Annotated in this window: 22 protein-coding genes; 2 read left to right on the forward strand and 20 right to left on the reverse strand. The window is 64.3% G+C overall.

Features of this window, described 5'->3' with window-relative positions; translation table 11 throughout:
• Positions 1–441 precede the first annotated feature (441 nt).
• Positions 442–1,137, reverse strand: coding sequence for a pyridoxamine 5'-phosphate oxidase family protein (locus tag CH271_RS04175; protein WP_094632785.1), 696 nt, complete (start codon positions 1,135–1,137; stop codon positions 442–444).
• Between the two features lie 99 nt (positions 1,138–1,236).
• Between CH271_RS04175 and pdxR the strand changes: the two genes are divergently transcribed.
• Positions 1,237–2,634, forward strand: a complete 1,398-nt coding sequence (gene pdxR / locus CH271_RS04180; RefSeq protein ID WP_094632786.1) for a MocR-like pyridoxine biosynthesis transcription factor PdxR — start codon at positions 1,237–1,239, stop codon at positions 2,632–2,634.
• Here the strand turns inward: pdxR and murA are convergent.
• Positions 2,627–3,880 carry a UDP-N-acetylglucosamine 1-carboxyvinyltransferase gene (gene murA, locus CH271_RS04185; protein WP_037193701.1) on the reverse strand — a complete coding sequence of 418 codons (1,254 nt, stop codon included), beginning with the start codon at positions 3,878–3,880 and terminating at the stop codon, positions 2,627–2,629. The genes pdxR and murA overlap by 8 nt on opposite strands.
• 54 nt (positions 3,881–3,934) lie before the next feature.
• On the opposite strand from murA, the gene CH271_RS04190 reads away from it, so the two are divergent.
• A complete protein-coding gene (locus CH271_RS04190; RefSeq protein WP_094632787.1) occupies positions 3,935–4,537 on the forward strand; it encodes a cob(I)yrinic acid a,c-diamide adenosyltransferase in 603 nt (200 codons plus the stop codon).
• Here the strand turns inward: CH271_RS04190 and CH271_RS04195 are convergent, their stop codons facing one another.
• The 18 genes from CH271_RS04195 to thrB all read right to left on the reverse strand — a co-directional run bounded on the left by CH271_RS04195 (position 4,538) and on the right by thrB (position 21,757).
• Complete coding sequence (locus CH271_RS04195) at positions 4,538–4,975, reverse strand: DUF2550 domain-containing protein (RefSeq protein ID WP_037193375.1); 438 nt, start codon at positions 4,973–4,975, stop codon at positions 4,538–4,540.
• A gap of 29 nt (positions 4,976–5,004) precedes the next feature.
• Positions 5,005–5,364: a F0F1 ATP synthase subunit epsilon gene (locus CH271_RS04200; protein ID WP_037193376.1), complete on the reverse strand. Its 360-nt coding sequence runs from the start codon at positions 5,362–5,364 to the stop codon at positions 5,005–5,007.
• 30 nt (positions 5,365–5,394) lie between these two features.
• Entirely contained in the window at positions 5,395–6,843 is a 1,449-nt protein-coding gene (atpD, locus tag CH271_RS04205; RefSeq protein WP_027497899.1) for a F0F1 ATP synthase subunit beta, read from the reverse strand.
• A gap of 3 nt (positions 6,844–6,846) precedes the next feature.
• Positions 6,847–7,818 (reverse strand): F0F1 ATP synthase subunit gamma, encoded by a 972-nt coding sequence (locus tag CH271_RS04210; RefSeq protein WP_037193379.1) that lies wholly within the window; start codon positions 7,816–7,818, stop codon positions 6,847–6,849.
• A 52-nt stretch (positions 7,819–7,870) separates the two neighbouring features.
• Entirely contained in the window at positions 7,871–9,514 is a 1,644-nt protein-coding gene (gene atpA / locus CH271_RS04215) for a F0F1 ATP synthase subunit alpha (protein ID WP_037193380.1), read from the reverse strand.
• A gap of 88 nt (positions 9,515–9,602) precedes the next feature.
• Entirely contained in the window at positions 9,603–10,430 is an 828-nt protein-coding gene (locus CH271_RS04220) for a F0F1 ATP synthase subunit delta (protein ID WP_094614644.1), read from the reverse strand.
• A gap of 8 nt (positions 10,431–10,438) precedes the next feature.
• On the reverse strand, positions 10,439–10,999 hold the full coding sequence (locus CH271_RS04225) for a F0F1 ATP synthase subunit B (protein ID WP_032393521.1): 561 nt from the start codon (positions 10,997–10,999) through the stop codon (positions 10,439–10,441).
• 7 nt (positions 11,000–11,006) lie between these two features.
• Positions 11,007–11,246: an ATP synthase F0 subunit C gene (locus CH271_RS04230; protein ID WP_027497904.1), complete on the reverse strand. Its 240-nt coding sequence runs from the start codon at positions 11,244–11,246 to the stop codon at positions 11,007–11,009.
• Between the two features lie 78 nt (positions 11,247–11,324).
• Positions 11,325–12,050 carry a F0F1 ATP synthase subunit A gene (atpB, locus tag CH271_RS04235; RefSeq protein ID WP_032393520.1) on the reverse strand — a complete coding sequence of 242 codons (726 nt, stop codon included), beginning with the start codon at positions 12,048–12,050 and terminating at the stop codon, positions 11,325–11,327.
• Between the two features lie 440 nt (positions 12,051–12,490).
• A complete protein-coding gene (locus tag CH271_RS04245; RefSeq protein ID WP_052047885.1) occupies positions 12,491–12,922 on the reverse strand; it encodes a hypothetical protein in 432 nt (143 codons plus the stop codon).
• Between the two features lie 66 nt (positions 12,923–12,988).
• Entirely contained in the window at positions 12,989–14,200 is a 1,212-nt protein-coding gene (locus CH271_RS04250; protein ID WP_037193385.1) for a glycosyltransferase family 4 protein, read from the reverse strand.
• Positions 14,201–14,218: 18 nt separating this feature from the next.
• A complete protein-coding gene (locus CH271_RS04255; RefSeq protein ID WP_037193386.1) occupies positions 14,219–14,881 on the reverse strand; it encodes an L-threonylcarbamoyladenylate synthase in 663 nt (220 codons plus the stop codon).
• A gap of 66 nt (positions 14,882–14,947) precedes the next feature.
• Complete coding sequence (gene prmC / locus CH271_RS04260; RefSeq protein WP_094632789.1) at positions 14,948–15,832, reverse strand: peptide chain release factor N(5)-glutamine methyltransferase; 885 nt, start codon at positions 15,830–15,832, stop codon at positions 14,948–14,950.
• 34 nt (positions 15,833–15,866) lie between these two features.
• Positions 15,867–16,682 (reverse strand): SHOCT domain-containing protein, encoded by an 816-nt coding sequence (locus CH271_RS04265; RefSeq protein WP_094632790.1) that lies wholly within the window; start codon positions 16,680–16,682, stop codon positions 15,867–15,869.
• Between the two features lie 106 nt (positions 16,683–16,788).
• Complete coding sequence (prfA, locus tag CH271_RS04270) at positions 16,789–17,865, reverse strand: peptide chain release factor 1 (RefSeq protein ID WP_037193389.1); 1,077 nt, start codon at positions 17,863–17,865, stop codon at positions 16,789–16,791.
• 97 nt (positions 17,866–17,962) lie between these two features.
• Positions 17,963–18,196, reverse strand: a complete 234-nt coding sequence (rpmE, locus tag CH271_RS04275; protein ID WP_008715081.1) for a 50S ribosomal protein L31 — start codon at positions 18,194–18,196, stop codon at positions 17,963–17,965.
• A 198-nt stretch (positions 18,197–18,394) separates the two neighbouring features.
• Positions 18,395–20,452, reverse strand: a complete 2,058-nt coding sequence (gene rho / locus CH271_RS04280) for a transcription termination factor Rho (RefSeq protein WP_373453615.1) — start codon at positions 20,450–20,452, stop codon at positions 18,395–18,397.
• A gap of 372 nt (positions 20,453–20,824) precedes the next feature.
• Positions 20,825–21,757: a homoserine kinase gene (thrB, locus tag CH271_RS04285; protein WP_094632791.1), complete on the reverse strand. Its 933-nt coding sequence runs from the start codon at positions 21,755–21,757 to the stop codon at positions 20,825–20,827.
• Positions 21,758–21,767 lie beyond the last annotated feature (10 nt).

Here is a 21,767-nt window from a genome sequence, read left to right on the forward strand (position 1 = left end):
CCACAAGCGGATGGCTGATACATCGAATGCTTTCACCAAATAAATTCGGCACTGACATTCATCGACACACTGTTGAGTTCTCAAAGAACACGCACACACTCTCACCCCACGAACACACAGTCCGTCGGCCTCAAGGGCAACTGTTCCAGCCTATCCCAGCTTGGTCTCGGACACAAGGCCCGACTCTTGGGGGATAAAACCTGCCGAGCCACACGTCCAACCTCGTTCACCCAGTCCGTGAAGACCGGGTCGGTGTCCGTCGCTCTGACTCGACAAAAGTTACGCCACCAACCACACCAACGCAAATCGGCAGGTCGCCCGACGCTCTCGTCACATTCGCGCAGCTCGACGGCGACGCGTCAGGTCACCGCGACCGCAACACGCTGCAGGTTGCGCTTGTGATGCCAACCACACCCCGAACTGCCACTGCTGCAACAGCGTTCACCCCCGCATCGCGTTCCGGCGCACATCGTCCACATGCTTCGGAACCGGGATGTCCGCCGCGAGGTCCGCGGCAGCTTCTGCGACGCCGAGGGTCTCCCACACCGGAACAACGCCGGCCCACACGTCGCCCCGTTCGATGTCGAGGTCGTCGTCGACCGGACCACCTGACCGCGATTTCACCGATGCCTCGTACATCGGAAGCGCCAGCACCGCGGTGGCAGCCAACTCCTTCCGAGTATGCGAGCGCAGATGTGCGCTTCTTCCGGGGATCACCTGGTCGACGATCGTGTCCAATGCTCGAATCCGCTCGTCGGCGTCCACCACTCGACGAGGCCGCCCGACGACAACGGCACTTCGATAGTTCATCGAATGATGGAATGCCGATCGCGCAAGGACGAGACCGTCGACGACGGTCATGGTGACGCAGATGTCCTGCTCCGGAGCATCGATCATGCTGCGTGATGCCACGGATCCGTGCAGGTACAGCGTGCCTTCCCTGTCCGGACCTGCCGGATCCACGCCGAACACCGTCGGCACGACGCGCGGAACTCCGGCCACGATCACGCCCATATGACAGATACGGGCGGCGCGCAGTACGTCCAGCAGCAATGTCCGTTCGAGGCCGGCACGAGGCCTACCCCGCTTCACTACGGTTCGCGGCGTCGGGGAAAGAGGCACGTCGTGGACTGTCATGGTTTCAGGATCCGGTACGAGTGGCCTTGTGTCATGATCCAATCGAGTCGATTTTGTTCAGGCCACTTCGACGTAGATGACGAAGGAGACCGCTGGTCCATGCCACCGATCACTCTGTCGATCACCATCGATCGCGCCGACGCTCGGACGCTGCCCGTCCAAGTGGCCGATCGCATCCGATCCGCAATCGACGCCGGCGAGCTGAAACCCGATTCTCGATTACCCAGTACCCGAGCACTTTCCGTCGATCTGGGCATTGCGCGTGCGGTCGTGGAGAAGGCCTACGAACAGCTTGTCGCAGAAGGTTGGCTCGATGCCCGACGCGGTTCGGGCAACTATGTCCGACACATCCCCCGTGCACCTCGATCGGTTGCGATGGCGTCGAGCGCACACACCACACCACGTACACCCCCGCGGATATCGCTCCGTCCGGGAATCCCATGGACTCCGCCCTCGGCATCCGATGCCTGGAAGCGCGCGTGGCGCGAAGTCGGCGGCACACCACCTCCCGGCGACTATCCCGATTCCGCCGGCACGCTCGAACTGAGGACTCGCGTCGCTGAGCTACTCCGCCGCGCACGCGGGCTGCACACCACACCGGCGTCGATCGTGATCACGACGGGCAGCGTTCACGGTCTCGATCTTGCCCTCGGTGCGCTTTCCGTCGCCGAATCGGTGGAATACGTTCTGGCACTGGAGAATCCAGGCTACAGATCCGCCGCTGCGCTCGCGACGCATCGCGGGTGGTCCTTGCACGACGTCCCCGTCGACCGCGATGGCCTGATCGTCGAACAACTCGACTCGACTCCCCCACGGACACCAGCCGTCTACGTCACGCCGTCGCATCAATATCCGACCGGCGCATTCATGCCGATCGGACGTCGACGCGCCTTGGCGGACTGGGCACGCAGCAACGATTCCATGATCATCGAGGATGACTACGACTCCGAATTCCGTTACGGCGTAGCGCCTTTGCCCACTGTGGCCGAGCTGGCACCCGACCGGACCGTGTACCTCGGCACCGTATCCAAGACCCTCGGTGCCGGGATCCGTCTCGGCTGGATGGTGGCGCCTCGGTCGATGGTCGACCGCATCTCGGCAACGCGCCGCGCGATCGGCGATCACCCATCGGTTCCCGTCCAGCATGCGATGACGTCCATGTTGCGCGACGGCGAATGGGACAGAGCCGTCCGAACGGCGCGCCGGCTCTATCGGACCCGCGACCGCCTGGTCGCCGCCGCGCTCTCCAGGTTCGGCGAGCTCCGCGGAGTCGGAGCCGGCCTCCACACGGTGTTGATACTCGATACCGCGTCGGCGCGCGACGTCGCTACTTCATGTGCCGCGAAGGGTGTGGACGTACCGACACTCGAACGCTCGACCCGCTCGCACACAGCCCGGGGTGGAATTGTCGTCGGATACGGTTCCGTCTCCGACGACGAATTGGACTATGCGATAAGCATATTGGTCGAGGCGCTGGAAGCCGTGCTTCTCAGCTGACCCGCTCGATGCTGCCACCCAATGCAGTCAGGTTCTCGACGAATCGCGGATAGCCGCGATCGATGTGGAACACGTCGTGCACCTCTGTCGTACCGTCGGCCACCAGTCCCGCGAGAACCAATCCGGCCCCTGCCCGGATATCGGAGGACCACACCGGCGCACTGGACAGCTGCGGGACACCGCGAACCACGGCGTGGTGGCCATCGGTACGCGCGTCGGCCCCGAGCCTGATCATCTCCTCGACGAACCGGAATCGAGCCTCGAAGACATTTTCGGTGATCATCGACGTGCCGTCGGCTACGGTCGCGAGTCCGATGGCCATCGGCTGCAGGTCGGTCGGAAACCCTGGATAAGGAAGCGTCGCGAAATTGACCGCGCGCGGTCGCTCGTGCTGCACGACGCGGAAGCCGTCGGGTTCGCTGGTGACCTCGGCGCCGGCGGACCTCAACTTGTCCAACACCAACGACAGGTGCTTGGGGTTCACACCACGCACTCGCACATCCCCACGAGTCATGGCAGCGGCGATTCCCCACGTCGCCGCGACGATGCGATCGCCGATCACTCGATGGGTCGTCGGCTTCAGCGCGCTCACGCCTCGAATGGTCAAGGTCGACGTGCCTGCACCTCGGACATCGGCGCCCATCTCGTTGAGCATGTTGCACACGTCGACGATGTCCGGCTCACGCGCGGCGTTGTCGATCACCGTCTCCCCGGTGGCGAGGACTGCGGCCATCAAGATGTTCTCGGTGGCACCGACGGACGGAAACGCCAGTCTGATGTTCGCGCCGCGCAATTCGTCTGCTTCCGCAACGACGCACCCGTGTTGGATCTCGCTGCGGGCCCCGAGCAACTGGAGACCGGACTGGTGCATGTCGAGGGGACGCGACCCGATCGCGTCACCACCCGGCAGTGCGACGACAGCTCTCTTGCACCGCGCAACCAGCGGCCCCAACACGCACACCGAAGCTCGGAACTGGCGAACTGCCGCGAAATCGGCGTGATACTTCGGCATGGCCGGAGTGGTGATGTGAACGACCGATCCCTCCAACTCGACCTCACAGCCGAGCCCACGCAGCACTTCTGCCATCAGTGGCACGTCCAGGATGTCGGGGCAGTTGGTGATCGTGCTGGTGCCCTCTGCCAGCAGCGCTGCAGCCATCAATTTGAGGACGCTGTTCTTCGCACCACCGACCGCCACCTCACCGACGAGGCGATTTCCACCGTTGACCAAAAAGCGTTCACTCACGTCGACAGCGTAGCCAGCGGGACCGGCCGACACCCGCGCGGTACCGTAGCGCGCATGGCCGTCCACCTCACCCGCATCTATACGAGAACCGGCGACGACGGGACCACCGGGCTGAGCGATTTCTCGAGGGTGTCCAAGAACGACGAACGACTCGTTGCCTACGCGGACTGCGACGAGACCAACGCGAGCCTCGGTGTGGTTCTCGCACTGGGCAATCCGCCCGAATCGGTGCATTCGGTGATCCGCACCATCCAGAGCGATCTGTTCGACGCGGGGGCCGATCTGTCGACTCCGGTCGTCGAGAATCCGCAGTACCCGCCTCTGCGCATCGATCAGAGCTACGTCGACCGCCTCGAAGGCTGGTGCGACGAGTTCAACGAGGATCTCCCCGCACTGACGTCGTTCATTCTGCCGGGCGGAACGCCGCTGGGAGCGTTGCTACACGTGTCGCGAACGGTGGCCCGACGGGCGGAGCGGTCGGCATGGGCTGCGGTGCACGCGAGCCCGGAGACCACGAGTGCATTGCCGGCGAAATACCTCAACCGACTCTCGGATCTACTGTTCATTCTCAGCCGCTACGCCAACCCCGAGGGCGACGTCCAGTGGGTTCCCGGATCGAGCCGAACTTCGAGCGATCCGACTACCGACAACAGCTGATCAGGCAGCCGGTCGGCGGCGACGCGACCGACCGGAGGGACGAGATTCGACCCAGGACAGGAAAGCGGTCAACGCACTTCTGTCCAGGGCGATCTCGAAATACTTACCGTGGTCGGACAGTTCCAACACGGCGATGTCCGGTGTCATGATGTCGAACTCGGTGTCCCGTGGGGCTCGTCGATCACCCACGTGAATGTCCTGTCTACCCAGCCGATGATCGGGGCCGGGACGAAGACTCGACAGCTTGAAGAAAACGAGCGTGTTGTCGCCGTACCGAATGATGCCGTGACGCCAACCGGCCCCACCGTCCGTCGGCAATACCCGCATGATCGCGGCGGTCCCCCCGCGCCGTAGAACCATCAGACGGTACGCAAAAGCCGCGACGAGCCCTGCGAGCAGCACAACCAGAATGATCAGAACAATCAATCCGTAGTGCATCGCAGGTCTCGTCGCGGCTTCTCGTGAACCTAGGACCGCTCGACAGCGCGGACACGACCCTTGGCCACAGCAATGGCCTCGAGGTCGTCGCCGTTCTCTGCCACTACAGCCCGTGCCGCCTCGACATCGATGTCGTCCGCGAAATCGGCCGATTCTGCCAGCACGGTGACCGTCTTGCCGGTCACCGACAGGAACCCACCGTGGACGGCTGCGATGAGCTTCTCGCCATCCGTGGTGGTGATCGACACCGTGCCACCCTCGATCAACTGTCCGAGGACAGGCTCGTGGCCCAGCATGATGCCGATCTCACCTTCGGTGGTCTGAGCGCTGACGATGGTCGCGGTACCGGACCACAGCTTTTGCTCCACAGCGACCAGGGAGACCTCCATGCCGCTCTTCTCGGAAGAAGTCACGTCGGTCTACTTTCCGGCCATCTTCTTCGCGGCTGCCTCGACATCGTCGAGACCGCCACAGCTGTTGAAGGCCTGCTCGGGAAGGTGGTCGTACTCACCCTTGGTGACCTTGTCGAATGCCTCGATGGTGTCGGAGAGCGACACGACCGAACCGGCCTCGCCGGTGAACTTCTCGGCAACGATGAAGTTCTGGCCGAGGAACTTCTGGAGGCGGCGTGCGCGGCCGACCAGAACCTTGTCCTCTTCCTGGAGCTCGTCCATACCGAGGATGGCGATGATGTCCTGCAGCTCCTTGTACTTCTGCAGGATTCGCTTGACCTCGTTGGCGACGCGGAAGTGCTCCGCACCGACGATGCCGGGCTCGAGGATTCGCGAGGTCGAGCTCAGCGGGTCCACAGCGGGGTAGATACCCATCTGCGAAATCGGACGCGAGAGCTCGGTCGTCGCATCGAGGTGCGCGAACGTCGTGGCCGGGGCCGGGTCGGTGTAGTCGTCGGCGGGAACGTAGATCGCCTGCAGCGAGGTGATCGAGCGTCCACGGGTCGAGGTGATGCGCTCCTGGAGCTCACCCATCTCGTCCGCCAGCGTGGGCTGGTAACCGACGGCCGACGGCATACGACCGAGAAGGGTCGACACCTCCGAACCTGCCTGCGTGAAGCGGAAGATGTTGTCGATGAACAGAAGAACGTCCTGTCCCTGAACATCGCGGAAGTACTCCGCCATGGTCAGTGCCGACAACGCCACGCGCATACGCGTGCCGGGCGGCTCGTCCATCTGGCCGAAGACGAGGGCAGTGTCCTGGAGGACGCCCATCTCTTCCATCTCGAGGTGAAGGTCGGTGCCCTCACGGGTACGCTCGCCGACTCCTGCGAACACCGAGGTGCCCGAGAACTCGCGTGCGATACGAGTGATCATTTCCTGGATCAGAACGGTCTTGCCGACACCGGCACCACCGAACAGTCCGATCTTTCCGCCCTTGACGTACGGGGTCAGAAGGTCGATGACCTTGATGCCGGTCTCGAGGATCTCGGTCTTGCCCTCGAGCTGATCGAAGGCTGGTGGCTTGCGGTGGATGCCCCACTGCTCGCCGTCGCGGCCGAGTCCGGGGGTGTCCAGGCAGTCACCGAGGGCGTTGAACACGTGGCCCTTGACGACGTCACCGACGGGAACCGAGATCGGCTTGCCCGAGTCGACGACTGCAGTGCCGCGGACGAGTCCGTCGGTGGGCTGCATCGAGATGGTGCGAACCAAGTTGTCGCCGAGGTGCTGTGCGACCTCGAGCGTCAGGGTCTTGGCCACGGTCGGCAGAGTGATCTCTGCGTTGAGGGCGTTGAACAGTGCGGGAATCGAGCCGCGCGGGAACTCGACGTCCACAACGGGGCCGATGACCCGAACGACACGGCCGGACTGTGTGTCCGCTCCGCTCGCGTTCTCTTGGGCTACTGCTGCGGTCATTGCTTAGTCACTTCCTGCGCTGTCGGCCAACGCGTTGGCGCCACCGACGATTTCGCTGATTTCCTGGGTGATCTGGGCCTGCCGAGCCTGGTTGGCCTGACGGCTCAAGGTCTCGACCAATTCGTTCGCGTTGTCCGTCGCCGCCTTCATGGCGGTACGACGCGCCGCGGACTCCGACGCTGCTGCATCGAGCAACGACGCGTAGATCCTGGTGCTGATGTACTTGGGCAGCAGCGCCGAGAGCAGGGTTCCCGCTTCCGGCTCGAACTCGTACTGTGCCTGCACATCTGCGGTCGGCGAGTCGCTCAACGCGTCTGCACCCATCTCGAATTCCTCGTCGGTGTACGAGATCTCGAGCGGTGCCATACGGCGAACTTCGGGCTTCTGCGTGAGCATCGACACGAAGCGGGTGTAGACGATGTGCAACTCGTCCACGCCCTCGACGGTGCCTTCACCGTTGGGAGCGTCGACCTCGGTGCCCGAGCCGGCCATGAACAGCTCGACCAGGTGCCTACTGGCCTTGGCCGCGTCGGCGTATCCGGGCTCCTGAGAGAAGCCGGTCCAGGCACCCTTCACGTCCCGCTCGCGGAATGTGTAGTAGCCCAGGCCTTTTGCGCCCAGAACGTAGATGACCGGATCCTTGCCCTCGGAACGGAGAAGCTGGAACAGCTCCTCCGTCTCCTTGAGCACGTTGGAGTTGTAGCCGCCGCACATACCGCGGTCGCTGGTCACGACCAGAACTGCGGCACGCTTGGGCTCGGGTCGCTCGTTGAGCAACGGGTGATCGAGCGAGCTCGATGCACTCGCCAACGCGGAGAGGACCTTGGTGATCTCTTCCGCATACGGCTTCGATGCGGCAACGCGGGCCTGAGCCTTGGTGATTCGCGATGTCGCGATCAACTCTTGTGCCTTGGTGATCTTCTTGGTCGAGTTGACCGACTTGATGCGGGAGCGAAGCTCGAGAATGCTTGCCATCTAGCTGTTCACGCTCCCTTCTGTGCTCGTCTTGTCACCTGTCATCGCAGGCCTACTTGCTGACTGTCTTGCGAGTGACGTTGACCTGTTCCTGGCTGACCTCGTCGGCGTTCAGAGTGTCTGCCTCGGCCTCGTTGACGACGCGGTTGCCGTCCGAGTCCACGAATCCGGCCTTGAACTTCTCGGTCGCCTCGGTCAGCGCCTTCTGGTTGTCCTCGTCGAGGGCCTTGCCACCGGCGATGCTGTCGTAGACGCCGCTGGCGTTGCGGTGCAGATCCTCGAGCAGTTCGGTCTCGAAGCGACGCACGTCGCCGACGGGCACCGAGTCGTACGTACCCTGGCCGGCCAGCCAGATCGAGACGATCTGATCTTCGACGGCAACCGGGGCGTACTGATCCTGCTTGAGCAGCTCGACCAGACGTGCGCCACGCTCGAGCTGCGCCTTGGAGGCCGCGTCGAGGTCGGAAGCGAACGCCGAGAAGGCTTCCAGCTCGCGGAACTGAGCGAGCTCCAGGCGAAGAGATCCGGAGACCTTCTTCATGCCCTTGGTCTGTGCCGCGCCGCCGACTCGGGACACCGAGATGCCGACGTTGATAGCGGGACGGACGCCCTTGTTGAACAGGTCCGACTCCAGGAAGACCTGACCGTCGGTGATGGAGATGACGTTGGTCGGGATGTACGCCGAGACGTCGTTGGCCTTGGTCTCGATGATCGGCAGAGCCGTCAACGATCCGCCACCGAGCTCGTCGGACAGCTTCGCCGAACGCTCCAGCAGACGGGAGTGCAAGTAGAAGACGTCACCGGGGTATGCCTCGCGGCCCGGCGGACGACGCAGCAGCAGCGAGATGGCGCGGTACGCCTCGGCCTGCTTGGTCAGGTCGTCGAACACGATGAGGACGTGCTTGCCCTGGTACATCCAGTGCTGGCCGATGGCCGAGCCGGTGTACGGGGCGAGCCACTTGAAGCCGGCCGAATCGGACGCGGGAGCCGCGACGATGGTCGTGTATTCGAGTGCGCCCTGCTCTTCGAGTGCAGCCTTGACGCCTGCGATCGTGGAGCCCTTCTGGCCGATGGCGACGTAGATGCAGCGAACCTGCTTCTTCTCGTCACCGCTCTCCCAGTTGGCCTTCTGGTTCAGGATCGCGTCGATGCAGACCGCGGTCTTGCCGGTCTTGCGGTCGCCGATGATGAGCTGACGCTGGCCGCGGCCGATCGGGGTCATGGCGTCGATCGCCTTGATACCGGTCTGCAGCGGCTCCTCGACGGGCTGACGCTCGAGCACCGAGGCAGCCTGCAGTTCGAGGGCGCGGGTCTCGGAGGACTCGATGTCGCCGAGGCCGTCGATGGGCTTGCCCAGGGGGTCCACGACGCGACCGAGGTAGCCGTCGCCCACGGGGACCGACAGCACGTCTCCGGTGCGCTTGACTTCCTGGCCTTCTTCGATGTGCTCGTAGTCACCGAGGATGACGGCACCGATTTCGGTGGCATCCAGGTTCAGCGCGACACCGAGAACTCCGCCGGGGAATTCCAGGAGTTCGTTGGACATCGCCGACGGCAATCCGGACACGTGAGCGATTCCGTCGCTCGTGTCCGTAACCGTGCCGACCTCCTCGCGGGAAGACTCCGGTGAGTAGCTCGCGGTGAAGTTATCGATCGCGCTACGGATCTCGTCGGAGGAGATCGTCAGCTCCGCCATAGTGTTTCCTGCTCTTCCTTCAAATGATCGCGGGGTGAAATGTCTCGAAAGTCGAGACGCTTCTTCTCGTTACTGTGTCCGTGTCGGACTATTTGAGCGTCTTTCGCAATGCAGCGAGGCGGCCTGCCCCGCTACCGTCGATGACCTCGTCGCCGATACGAACGACAAGTCCGCTGAGCAGTTCGGTATCGACCTCTACATGCACCGTGACCTGCTTGCCGTACGTGCGGGTCAAGGTTGCCGTCAGCTTCTCGAGCTGACTGTCGCTCAGTGGGGCTGCGCTGCGGACGTGTGCAACCGCGCGGTCGCGCTGTTCGGCGGCCAGGTCGGCCAGTCCGTTCAGTACGTCGGCGGGAGCCGCCTTCCGTGGACGCGTCACAGCCTGAACTGCGAGCGCCTCGGTGACCGCGGTGACCTTGCCGTAGAGCAGGCGACCGAGCAGTTCACGCTTGGCCTGCGAAGGCTTCGAGCGATCCGACAGGGCCTGCTCGAGCTGCGGGTTGGCCGCCACGATCCGCCCCAGTCGGAACAGTTCGTCCTCGACCGTGTCCAGCTGATCCTGATCGGCCGCGGCGCGAAGCAGAGCTTCACGTCCCAGCTCGACCAGCGAGTTCAGCAGGTCGCGAGCGGTGGACCAGCTTTCGCCGGCAGCGGCCTTGACGATCGTCGCCGTTGCACTCGACACCTGGCCGGAGAAGACCTCTCCGGCCAGATCGCTTCGCCGAACGCCCTCGACCGACGAATCGGCGAGAGCGGTACGCAACGTGCGCTGCGCGTCGAGAGTCTCGACGACGGCGAACAACTCGGCACCGGTCTGAGCAGCGACGGCTGTTGCCTCGCCTGCCGACGCGGACCCCAGAGCTTCGTGGGCAACCGACCGCGTGCGGGCGAGTGCCTCACGAGAAGTTGCGTACATGGTTCGACTCACTTTCCGGATGCGGAGTCCGCGGTGACGGAATCCAACTCGTTGAGGAAGCGATCGATCGAACTGGAACGCTTCGCGTCGTCGGACAACTGCTCTCCGATGACCTTCTCAGCGAGTTCGACGGCCGTGCGTCCCAGATCTCCCCGAAGCTCGGTGACGATCTGCTGACGCTGAGCAACGAGCTGATTGTGACCTGCGGCCACGATCCGGTCGCTTTCTTCCTGCGCCTTTTCCTTCATCTCGGCGAGAATCGCCTGTCCCTGGGTGCGCGCTTCCTCACGGATCTGCGCGGCCTCGGAACGGGCGTCGGCCAGCTGAGCGTGGTACTGCTCAAGTGCAGCCTTGGCTTCTGCCTGTGCCTCTTCGGCCTTCTTGATTCCGCCTTCGATGAGCTCGGAACGCTCAGCGAGAACCTTGGTGAAGCGCGGCACCACGTACTTCCAGAAGAGGAAGCCGATTGCCGCGACACAGACGATCGACCAAACGATGTCGTAGGTTGCGGGCAGAAGAGGGTTGTATTCCTCCCCCTCCGCCGCCAGCAACGTAATCGCGTTTGTCATCGCGCTCTCAGAGAATGAAGCCGGCGACGAGGCCGATCAGGGCGAGGGACTCGGTGAATGCGATGCCGAGGAACATGGTGGTACGGAGCTGACCGGCCAGCTCGGGCTGACGAGCGGTTGCTTCCATGTTCTTGGCGACGACCAGGCCGAGGCCGATGCCGCCGCCGATCGCTGCGAGGCCGTAGCCGATGGCGCCGTATCCGTTTGCGGTGATTTCCTGCGCCTGGGCCAGAACTTCAAGGCTCATTGGGTTTTCCGTTCCCTTTCTTCGGTCCACATCCGGGTGTCGGAGGTGGCGGTGTAGCTGGTTCGGTCAGTTGGTCGGTCAGTGCGAGTCGGCGTGCAGCGACAGATCGATGTAGATCGCCGTGAGCAGCGCGAAAATGTAGGCCTGGAGGAAGATCACCAGCATCTCGAACATCGTGAACAAGAAGCCCATGATGAGCGAGGGTGCTGCGAAGATCTTCAGCCCGGCCGACGCCTCGAAGAGGAAGAACTGGGTCGCGCTGAAGAACAGCACGAGCATGATGTGGCCGGCCAGCATGTTGGCGAGCAGACGCACCGTCAGTGTGAACGGACGCAGTACGAAGTTCGAGACGAACTCCAGCGGGATCAGCAGCACGTGCATCGCAGGCGGAATGCCCGGGATGACGATGGTGCCCTTGACGAACTTCCCGACGCCGAACTTCTTGACACCTGCGTAGATGAACGCGACGTACGCAACCGCGGCGAGCACGATCGGTAGACCGATGCGGGCATTCGACGAGATGTTCAGAAACGGAATGACGGCGCTCGCGTTCACCGCGAACACAGTGAAGAAGATGGTCATGATGACGGGCAGGAACCGACGACCCTGTTCTTTACCGAGCACATCTTCTGCGACGTGGATCCGAACGAAATCGAGAGCGATCTCTCCGACGTTCTGAAGACCACGCGGAACGATCTTCGGGCTGCGGAGGGCAACCACCATGAAGATGATCAGAATCGCCGACATCAGGATGCGGATGAGCATCAGCCTGTCGAGCTCGAACGGGGTCCCCTCGAACAGCACCGCGGGAGGAAAGAAATCGGATAGTGACGGCGGACTGTATTCCGCAGCCAGGGTGGTGACGCTCAGCGGTCTCTCCCGTGTTCGGGCCGCAGCCGGTAGCGACTGCGGTTCGATCGGACAATGACGATCTATCAAGTCGACGAAAATCGGCTCGCAATCGTCAGAGGCTGAGGCCCGGTCTTCATCGGCCAAGCGTCTGTCGGGTGTCGGCGACTCACGTCGACTCGGCAACTCTCAGGGCGGAACCTTACGTTGCCGAAGTCGATGACTCCGGGCCTACTGTAAGGAAGCTCACGCTGACTGCTACCTGCGGGGGTCCAGTCCAGGGAAAAAGTCTCTTTCGTCCCAGTCTTGCCCACCGCTTGATGCAAACTTTATCAACAGAACTACGACGTTGTGTAGGCGGCCCTCAGCTTAACCGATTACGACAGCTTGTCGTACTACAGATCGTCGGTCTTGGCCTCGCCGGGAACGCTGTCCACGTAGGCGACCTTCGTCTTGACGACCCCGAAGACCTCGGCGCCAAGCACGACGACGAGAGCTCCCAAGATGGTCAGCCCCAACGAGTAGCGGTTGTAGAAGTCGGCGTCCTTGAGTGCGACCAGCACGATCAGCGCGATGACCATCTTCACCAGCCAACCGCCGAGCAGCAGCGCTCCGACGGCCGAAGCAGGAAAACGGGTGGTGAGCGCAACCGACAACGCCGTCGTGATGACAAAGCCGCCGCCGATGGCCACGCCGATGAGCGATCCCCACAAGCCGGGCGTGCCGGCCGCGGCGACGGAGATTCCGACGCACACCACCGTCAGTACCACCAGTCCGATGAGTCCGTATCGAACTGCGGCGCGAAGCGGCGCGAATTGGTCGGGCATGGACTGAGGAGTGAAGGTCACAGTTGTCGAGGGTACCCAGGACGCGGCCGGGACCAGCGGACGGGATCAGCCGCCCCGTCGAGCGCTTCGCGGTTCCGAGCCATGCGATCGGTCCACCCTCAAGGTGGGTACAGCTGTCACGACCAGTGCGAACACCAGACCCGCTGCGACCAGGAGCACCACTATTCGGCGGTCCAACAGAGACGACCCGACTGCCCCGAAGGCGAGGACACCGACCCACAGGTAGATCACCAACACCACTCGCCGATGCGAATGGCCGATCTGCAGCAGCCGATGGTGCAGGTGCATCTTGTCGGGGCTGAAGGGACTCCGGCCGGCCCGGGTGCGGCGAATGACAGCCAGCAGCAGGTCCAGAATCGGGATGAGCATCACAGCGCCGACCAGCAGAAGCGGCGACAGTAGACCCAGCAGATCGCGCGGGCCGTACGCCGTCAGCGGGATCCGCCCGGACGCACTGGTCGAGATCGTGGCGAGCGTCAGACCGATGAGCATCGATCCCGAATCGCCCATGAAGATGCGAGCGGGTTGAAAGTTGTGTGGCAGAAACCCCAGGCACGCGCCCGCCAGCGCCGCTGCGATCAGCGCCGGTGGGTAGACGCCGACGTCTCCCCCCTGCTCCTGCAGCAACCCCACCGAGAAGATGCAGATCGCCACCGAGGAAATGAGCCCGAGGCCGGCCGCCAGCCCGTCCAGTCCGTCGACGAAGTTCATCGCATTGACGATCACGACGGTGATCAGCACGGTCACCAGTCCGGCTTGCAGTTGGTCGAGCACCAGGGTGCTACCCGGTTGACCGGGCTCGCCTCCCCACGGCTGGTAGAGCACGACCCAGCTGACGCCCATAATGACGAGGACTCCGGCCGCCGTCACCTGGCCGACGAACTTGGTCAGCGCATCCAGACCCCACCGGTCGTCGATGACACCGACCAGCACGATCACGAAGCCGGCAACCAGCGCGGCCGGAATGTCGCGGTTGTAGGCGACGTCGAAACCCCGGGCGAGGGCAGGCAGCTGCGACGCGAACAGCAGGGCGGCGAGCATGCCCACGTAGATGCCCACTCCCCCGAGCCTCGGGGTGGCCTGCACGTGGACGTCACGATCGCGGGGAACGGCAACAGCACCGAACTTGATCGCCGCCACTCGGACTCCCCCGGTAGCGAAGAACGTGACGACGGCGGCAGTGAGAAAGACCAGCAGTAGCTCCCGAATGGGAACACCTGCCCCCAGATTCGACTGGGCCAGCAACTCGACACTCATGCGGCACGGACGGGCATGTCAGGACGCTCCCGGGACCAGGCTTTCGGCGGTGACACCGAGAACCTCGGCAATCTTCTCGGTGGGAATGGCACCGACCCGCAGAATTCGTGCTCGATCGCTCGTCAGATCGACGATGGTCGACGCCACCGCGTGATCGGCCGGTCCCCCGTCCAGGTAGACCGCGGCCGAGCCGCCGAGTTGATCCCGAGCCTCCGTGACGGTGGTGGCGGGTGGACTGCCGGAGATGTTGGCACTGGACACCGCGAGCGGGCCGACCTCGCGCAACAGCTCGAGCGCAACCGGGTGTAGCGGCATCCGCAACATCACGGTGCCCTGAGCGTCGCCCAGATCCCAGGCCAGGGATGGAGCCTGCTGCACGACGATGCTCAGTGCGCCGGGCCAGAAGGCGCGTATCAGGTCTCGGGTGCGTGGCCGGACACTCTGGACCAGGCCGTCGATGGTGTTCCACGAACCGACGAGCACGGGAACCGGCATATCGCGTCCCCTGCCCTTGGCTCGCAGCAGATCGGTGACAGCGCTGCCGTCGAATGCATCGGCGGCGATCCCGTACAGGGTGTCGGTAGGCATGACGACGAGTCGGCCGGACTTGAGGGCACCGCGGGCAGCGGTCAATCCGGCAGCGCGCGCGTCGGCTTCGCGGCAGTCGTAGACGGTACTCACGGCACCTATCCTTCCACCTTCGATAACGAAGTGATGTCAGGTGTCGTCTGCCTGCCGTTCCCGTCGTCAGGCCTGGGCCGGCTGTGCCCGTGCTGCGACGACGAACCGGGGCCTACCCGCCAGATCCGGATGCGCGGTGACCTCGGTGAACACTCGTCGTCGAGACAGCAGCGCCGCCACCTCGCTGCCATTGGAGTCGTCGTGTTCGATGGCGACGCCGCCGCCGATCCGAAGCCAGCGGGCGATGTTGCCGACCATCGGTTCGATGACCGACAGGCCGTCCGAACCGCCGAACAGCGCCATGTGCGGATCGTGATCGATCACCTCGGGATCGAGGTCTGCCCCCTCCGGAATGTAGGGCGGGTTGGCGACGATCATGTCGACTGCACCGTCGAGTTCGGTCAACAGATCTCGAGCCGTGACATCGCCGTGGTGCAGTGTGATCGGGGTATCGCCGTGGCCGCTGCGCAGGTCCGCATTGCGCCGAGCCCACGCCAATGCCGACGGGTCGAGCTCGACGGCATGGACGACGGCGTCCGGCCGAGCGTTGGCGATCGCCAGTGCCAATGCGCCCGAGCCCGTGCACAGATCGAGAATCACCGGCGGGTGGTGGTCGACGTTCTCGAGGAACGCCAGAGCCCAGGCCAACAACAATTCGGTTTCCGGCCGGGGCACGAACACGCCCGGCCCCACTTCGACGTCGATGTTGCCCAGCGAGGTCGTTCCCGTGATGTATTGCAGCGGAATGCGTTTCGCGCGCTGCTCGACAGTTCGGAAGTACGCCTCGACAACCTCGGGTTCGACGAGAGGAACCAGACCGAGACGGCCGCGGTCCACGCCGACGAGGTGTGCGGCGAGCAGTTCCGCATCGACCCGCGGGCTCGGCACACCGGCAGCATCGAGCATCGACGTTGCTTCGAGGATGGCCAGACGTAACGGCTTGCGGCTCACCCGTACAGACTGCCACGAGCCACCGACAACCCGGTCACACGCGTCCCAGCAACTCCGACTTCTTGGCGTAGAACTCGTCGTCGGTGAGGAAGCCCTTCGCGTGCAAACCTGCGAGAGCCTCGATCGCCGCCGTGATGTCGGAGATGTCCACGCCTGACGGGTCGCTCCGAGGCGACTGGTTCGAGGACTGCGGAGACTGCTGCGACGAGGACGGTTGCGCGTAGGTCTGCGGAGCGGATTGCGGCGTCGACCGGTTCTGCGAGTTCGTTCCGCTCGACGGTTGGTCGACGCGAGGCAGGCTGCCTGCGGTGAACGTGCCGTACTGGCTGGTGAACTCGAGCGAGCCCGGTCCACCGCCCTGCTGTTGCTGGACTCCGCCGATGGAGTGATCGAGAGTGTCGTAGACGGCCAGTTCACCGCCTGCCGACACGGCGAGGCGTCGAGATCCCGGGAACACCGCGTACTGCGAGCCGTTCTGACCACCGCTCGAGCTCGGCGCACCGAGTTCCGACGGCCACCACGAGCCGCCGTACGAGTTGCCACCGAACGAGCTGCCACCGGTTTCTCTGGGCGGGTACACCTGATGCTGCGCCAGCACTGCAGACAGGTCTCGACAGAGGCCGTCGACCCGGCTCTTGAGTCCGTGATCGAACATGTTGCCCACCATGGTCATTCCGCCGCGCATCCACTGCCCACTGCCGCCGAGCTCAGGGATGTTGAACTGAGCCATGGTGCCGCGGCCGTTGTTGACGGCATCGAGCATCGTGCGGACGGCATCGGTCGAGACGCCGTAGCGCGACGACAGCTCGGACACGGCGTTCTCGCCTGCGGGAGTCAAGGCCTGGTTCATGTCTGGTGTGCCTCTCGGGCGCTGTTACGGGGTCGAACCTGGCCGCCAGGGTATCGCACCGATCGGTGAATCAGCCCGGCGAAATCTGTAAAGCTCTGTGCCGCAGTTACTCTGCTTGCATGCGCGCGTCGCGGTCCGCCTTGGCCAGCGCGTCGAGCAACGCATCCATTTCGCCGTCGAGCAGGGCGTCGAGGTTGTGCGCCTTGAACCCGATGCGGTGGTCCGTGATGCGGTTCTCGGGGAAGTTGTAGGTTCTGATCCGCTCCGAGCGGTCGACGGTACGCACCTGGCTGGCTCGTCCGGCCGAGGCCTCTTCGTTGGCTGCTTCCTCTGCGGCCGCCTGCAGGCGAGCTGCGAGAACCTGCATCGCTCGTGCCTTGTTCTGCAGCTGGGAGCGCTCGTTCTGGCAGGTCACCACGATGCCCGTGGGAAGGTGTGTGAGCCGAACCGCGGAGTCGGTGGTGTTGACGCCCTGGCCGCCCTTGCCGGATGAGCGATACACGTCGATGCGCAGATCGGTCTCGTCGATCTGAACCTCTTCGACCTCGTCCGGTTCGGGATACACCAGGATTCCGGCCGCAGAGGTGTGCACGCGTCCCTGCGATTCGGTGACCGGCACCCGCTGCACGCGGTGGACGCCGCCCTCGAACTTCAGCCGCGCCCACACGCCGTCGAGAGGATCCTTGGTCTTGATCGACAGCGTCGCGTCCTTGTATCCGCCGAGGTCCGAGACGTTGGCGTCGAGAACCTCGACACGCCATCCACGGCGTTCCGCGTAGCGCACGTACATCCGTGCGAGATCGGCCGCGAAGAGCGCCGATTCCTCGCCGCCCTCACCCGACTTGACCTCCATCACGATGTCGTCGCCGTCGTGCGGGTCACGGGGAGCAAGCAAGTCGGTCAGAGTCTGCTCGAGCTGCACCACCGTCGCCTCGAGGTCGGGAATCTCGGACGCGAACGACGAATCGTCGGCCGCCAACTCACGCGCGGCTTCGAGGTCGTCCTGCGCGGAGGTCAGCTTGGTGTGCGCGGACATGATGGGGGCCAGTTCGGCGAATCTCTTGCCTGCTCTGCGGGCAGCCGAGGGATCGTTGTGCAGAGCTGGATCGGCGAGTTGCTGCTCGAGCCCGGAGTGTTCGGCGAGGATGTCGTCGATGGCCGAAGGCTTGTCTGTTCTCGCCATGTTGATGACTCACTCTCGAACGCCGGTGCAACTGGATGTGGACACAAAAAAGCCGACGCCCGTCCTGTGATGCACAGGACGGGCGTCGGCGAAACAGCTAGCTGTCTGCGTCGGCCTTCTTGCCGGCGCGCTTGCCGTAGCGAGCCTCGAAGCGAGCGACGCGGCCGCCGGTGTCGAGAATCTTCTGCTTGCCGGTGTAGAAGGGGTGGCACTGCGAGCAGACCTCGACGCTGATGCGCTCTTTGTCTGTGGTGCTTCGGGTCTCGAAAGTATTGCCGCAACCACAGACGACTGTCGTCAGTGTGTAGTCGGGGTGAATTCCTGCCTTCATGGTGTCCTTACCGTTCTCTCTAGTGGTCGCCGGGTCGTCTTCGCCGATCGAAGACGTGAACCGGAACCGGACTCGGCCGTTGATTATGCCAGAGCGTGCATCTGACCTGCTAATCGCCGGTACTTCTGTGCCGACAGATGCTTACAACGCGCGCACCTGTCGGCTTGTTCCCCGGACGAAAGATCCGGAGAACAACTGTCAGTCGTTCGTCCCGCCCGGCGCAGTCTTGGAGACTTCCATCAGGAACTCGAGGTTGTTCTTGCTCTTCTTCAGGCGGTCGACCAGCAGGTCGATGGCCTGATGCGAGTCCAGTCCGGACAACACGCGCCGCAGCTTGTGCACAACGGCAGCCTCGTCGGGAGCGAGGAGCAACTCGTCGTGACGGGTGCTCGACGGGTTGATGTCCACTGCCGGGAACACGCGGCGTTCGGCAATCTTGCGATCGAGCTTGAGCTCGGCGTTACCGGTGCCCTTGAACTCCTCGAAGATCACGGTATCGCCGGTGGATCCGGTTTCGACCATGGCCGTGGCGATGATCGTCAACGATCCACCGTGCTCGATGTTTCGAGCCGCGCCGAGGAATCGTTTCGGCGGGTACAGAGCCGTCGAGTCGACACCACCGGACAGGATTCGGCCCGATGCGGGCGAGCTGTTGTTGTACGCGCGTCCCAGACGGGTGATCGAGTCGAGCAGAACCACCACGTCCTGGCCGGCTTCGACCAGACGCTTCGCCCGCTCGATCGCCAACTCGGCCACCGCGGTGTGGTCGCCCGGCGGCCGGTCGAACGTCGACGCGATGACCTCGCCCTTGACGGAGCGCTGCATGTCCGTCACTTCCTCGGGACGCTCGTCGACGAGGATGACCATCAGGTAGCACTCGGGATTGTTGATGGCGATCGCGTTGGCGATGGCCTGCAGAACGCTTGTCTTACCAGCCTTCGGCGGGCTGACGATGAGCGCGCGCTGACCCTTGCCGATCGGCATCACCAGGTCGATGATGCGCGTGGTCAGGATGTTCTGCTGCGTCTCGAGGCGCAGTCGCTGATTGGGGTACAGCGGGGTGAGCTTGCCGAATTCCGGACGCTTGCGCGCGGCCTCGACCTCTCCCCCGTTGACGGTGTCCAGACGCACGAGCGGGTTGAACTTCTGCCGCTGGCTCGACTGCTCACCTTCGCGTGCCACTCGAACCGCGCCGGTCACCGCGTCGCCGCGTCGAAGGCCGTTCTTGCGGACGAGGTTCATCGAGACGTAGACGTCGTTGGGTCCGGCGAGGTAGCCGGAGGTACGGACGAACGCGTAGTTGTCGAGGACGTCGAGGATGCCGGCTACCGGCTGCAGAACATCGTCTTCGCGAATCTCGGTGTCGCGCTCGCGGCCACCGCCACCCTCGTTGCCTTCGCCACGGTCACGTCCGCGACGGCGTTCGCGGAACCGACGTCCCCGGCGTCCGCGGCCTTCACCGTCGTCGTCCTGGTTGTTGTCGCGGTTGTCACGCGGACCGTTGTTGCGGTCCTCGTTGCGACCGTCACCCTGGTTGCGATTGCGACCGCCCTGATTGCGGCCGCCGCTGTCCCGGTTGGAGTTGTCCCGGTCGCCCTGATTGCGGTTTCCGTTGTCACGGTTGCCGTTCTCGCGGTTGGAGCCGTCCCGGTCGCCCTGATTGCGGTTTCCGGAGTCGCGGCTCGCGTTGTCGCGGGTGCCGTCGGCGTCACGCGGTTCGCGTTCCGACCCGTCCTGGCGGTTGCGTTCGCCGCGGCTACGGCGCGGGCGCTCGGTGGCGGCGTTGTCGCCGGTCTCGTCCGGCTTCTCCGTCTGCGGCGCGGCTGCGGGCGAATCGGCCGCCGCGGGAGCGGATCCGGACGAATCGTTGCTGTCGTCGAGTGGGAGTTGATCGGGAGCACCGGCGCGACGACCTGCGGCACGACGGCCGCGTGTCCGGCGACCCGTCTCGGGAGCCGCATCGGCAGAATCGCCCGACTGCGCCGCGGGGGCGTCCGAGGACGGCGCTTCGGGAGCCGACTGCTTCGGTGCCGCCTCGGCTGCAGGCCGATCTTCGACGGCGGGCGCGGATGCAGCGGCGCGACGCGACCTGGGTGCGTCGGACTTCGGTGCGTCCGACTTCGGTGCGTCCGACTTGGCCGGTGCGCTGCCCGATTGCCGCTCGGAGATCGCAGCGATCAGATCGCCCTTGCGCATACCGGAAACGCTCTTGATGCCGAGTTCACCAGCGAGGCTGCGCAGCTCGGTGAGAACCATTCCGGACAGGCCGGCACGTCGGCGTGACGTTTCGGGCGCAGAGATAAGTTCCGTATCGGTCACGGAGGTCCTTTCCTTCCCTCGCTCGCTCGATGCGCAGCCGAGGGTTCGTTCCGCAGTTCGGCGTTCTGCCGAGCTCGGATATTGCCGTTCATGTTCGACGCACTCCGTCGACGACACCATCGATCCGAGACCGCAGAGAACCACGGGGAGGATCGAGTCAGGAGCGTCACATCACTCGGACGTTTGAATCCCCCGAATACAGCGACCTGATTGCCCTGACGAAACCGGCGTCTGAAGCGCACGATGTACGGACAGGGTTCACCATAGCGCCGTTGTCCCCACTCGGCAAGAACCCTACTGACGCGTTTGTCACGCGACGGTGACTCCGTCGGCCACGTCGAGGTCGAGGACCCGCCACCCCTCGGCCGATGCGGCGTCACGCAGATCGGCCGGAAACTCCTCGGTGCACAGCGCCATGACCGTCGGTCCCGCGCCGGACACAACCGCCGCGATGGACCGCGCGCGCAAGGTGGCGATCCAGCGAGTGGTGTCGGGTAACGCCTGAGCGCGCTGACCTTGATGCAGCAGGTCCTCCGTCGCGGACATCAACAGATCCGGACGCTCGGTCAGTGCCACCACCGCGAGCGCGCTCCGGCTGACGTTGAAGGCCGCGTCACGATGGGGCACCAACTCGGGCAACAGTCCCCGGGTGTGCGACGTCGATGAGCGTTCGGACGGTACGAGCACGACGACCTTGATGCTCGGATGCACCTCGAGCCGTACCGCTGCGTACTTCCGCGCCGTCACACTGGCATTGGGCGGTTCGCTCCACGACACGACCGCACCGCCGAGGCAACTCGCCGACGCGTTGTCGGGATGACCCTCGAACTCCGACGACAGCTGGACGAGCTGGCTCTCCGACAGTGCGAGCGACCGATCCACTTTCGCGGCGAGCGCGTTGGCGGCAGCGAGGCCCCCGACCACAGCCGACGCCGAGGAACCGAGCCCCCTCGAATGGGGAATCACGTTGCGGCAGTGAACATCCAGGCCGTCGGCCCACACTCCGGCCGCTTCGAGTCCCCGCTCGATGGCGCGCACCACCAGATGCGTCGGGCCCCACGGCACGTCCGCCGAACCCTCACCGTCGACGTGAATCCGAAGTCCCGACGCGGTGGTCGTGACCTCGATCTCGTCGTACAGCCCCAAAGCGATTCCGAGACTGTCGAATCCGGGTCCGATGTTGGCACTGGACGCCGGGACGCGCGCGGTGACCGTGAGCCCGATGGGGAGTGTCGTCGTCATGGCCGGAGAT

Origin of the sequence: Rhodococcus sp. 05-340-2, assembly GCF_002258915.1 — a bacterium.
Lineage (GTDB): Bacteria > Actinomycetota > Actinomycetes > Mycobacteriales > Mycobacteriaceae > Rhodococcoides.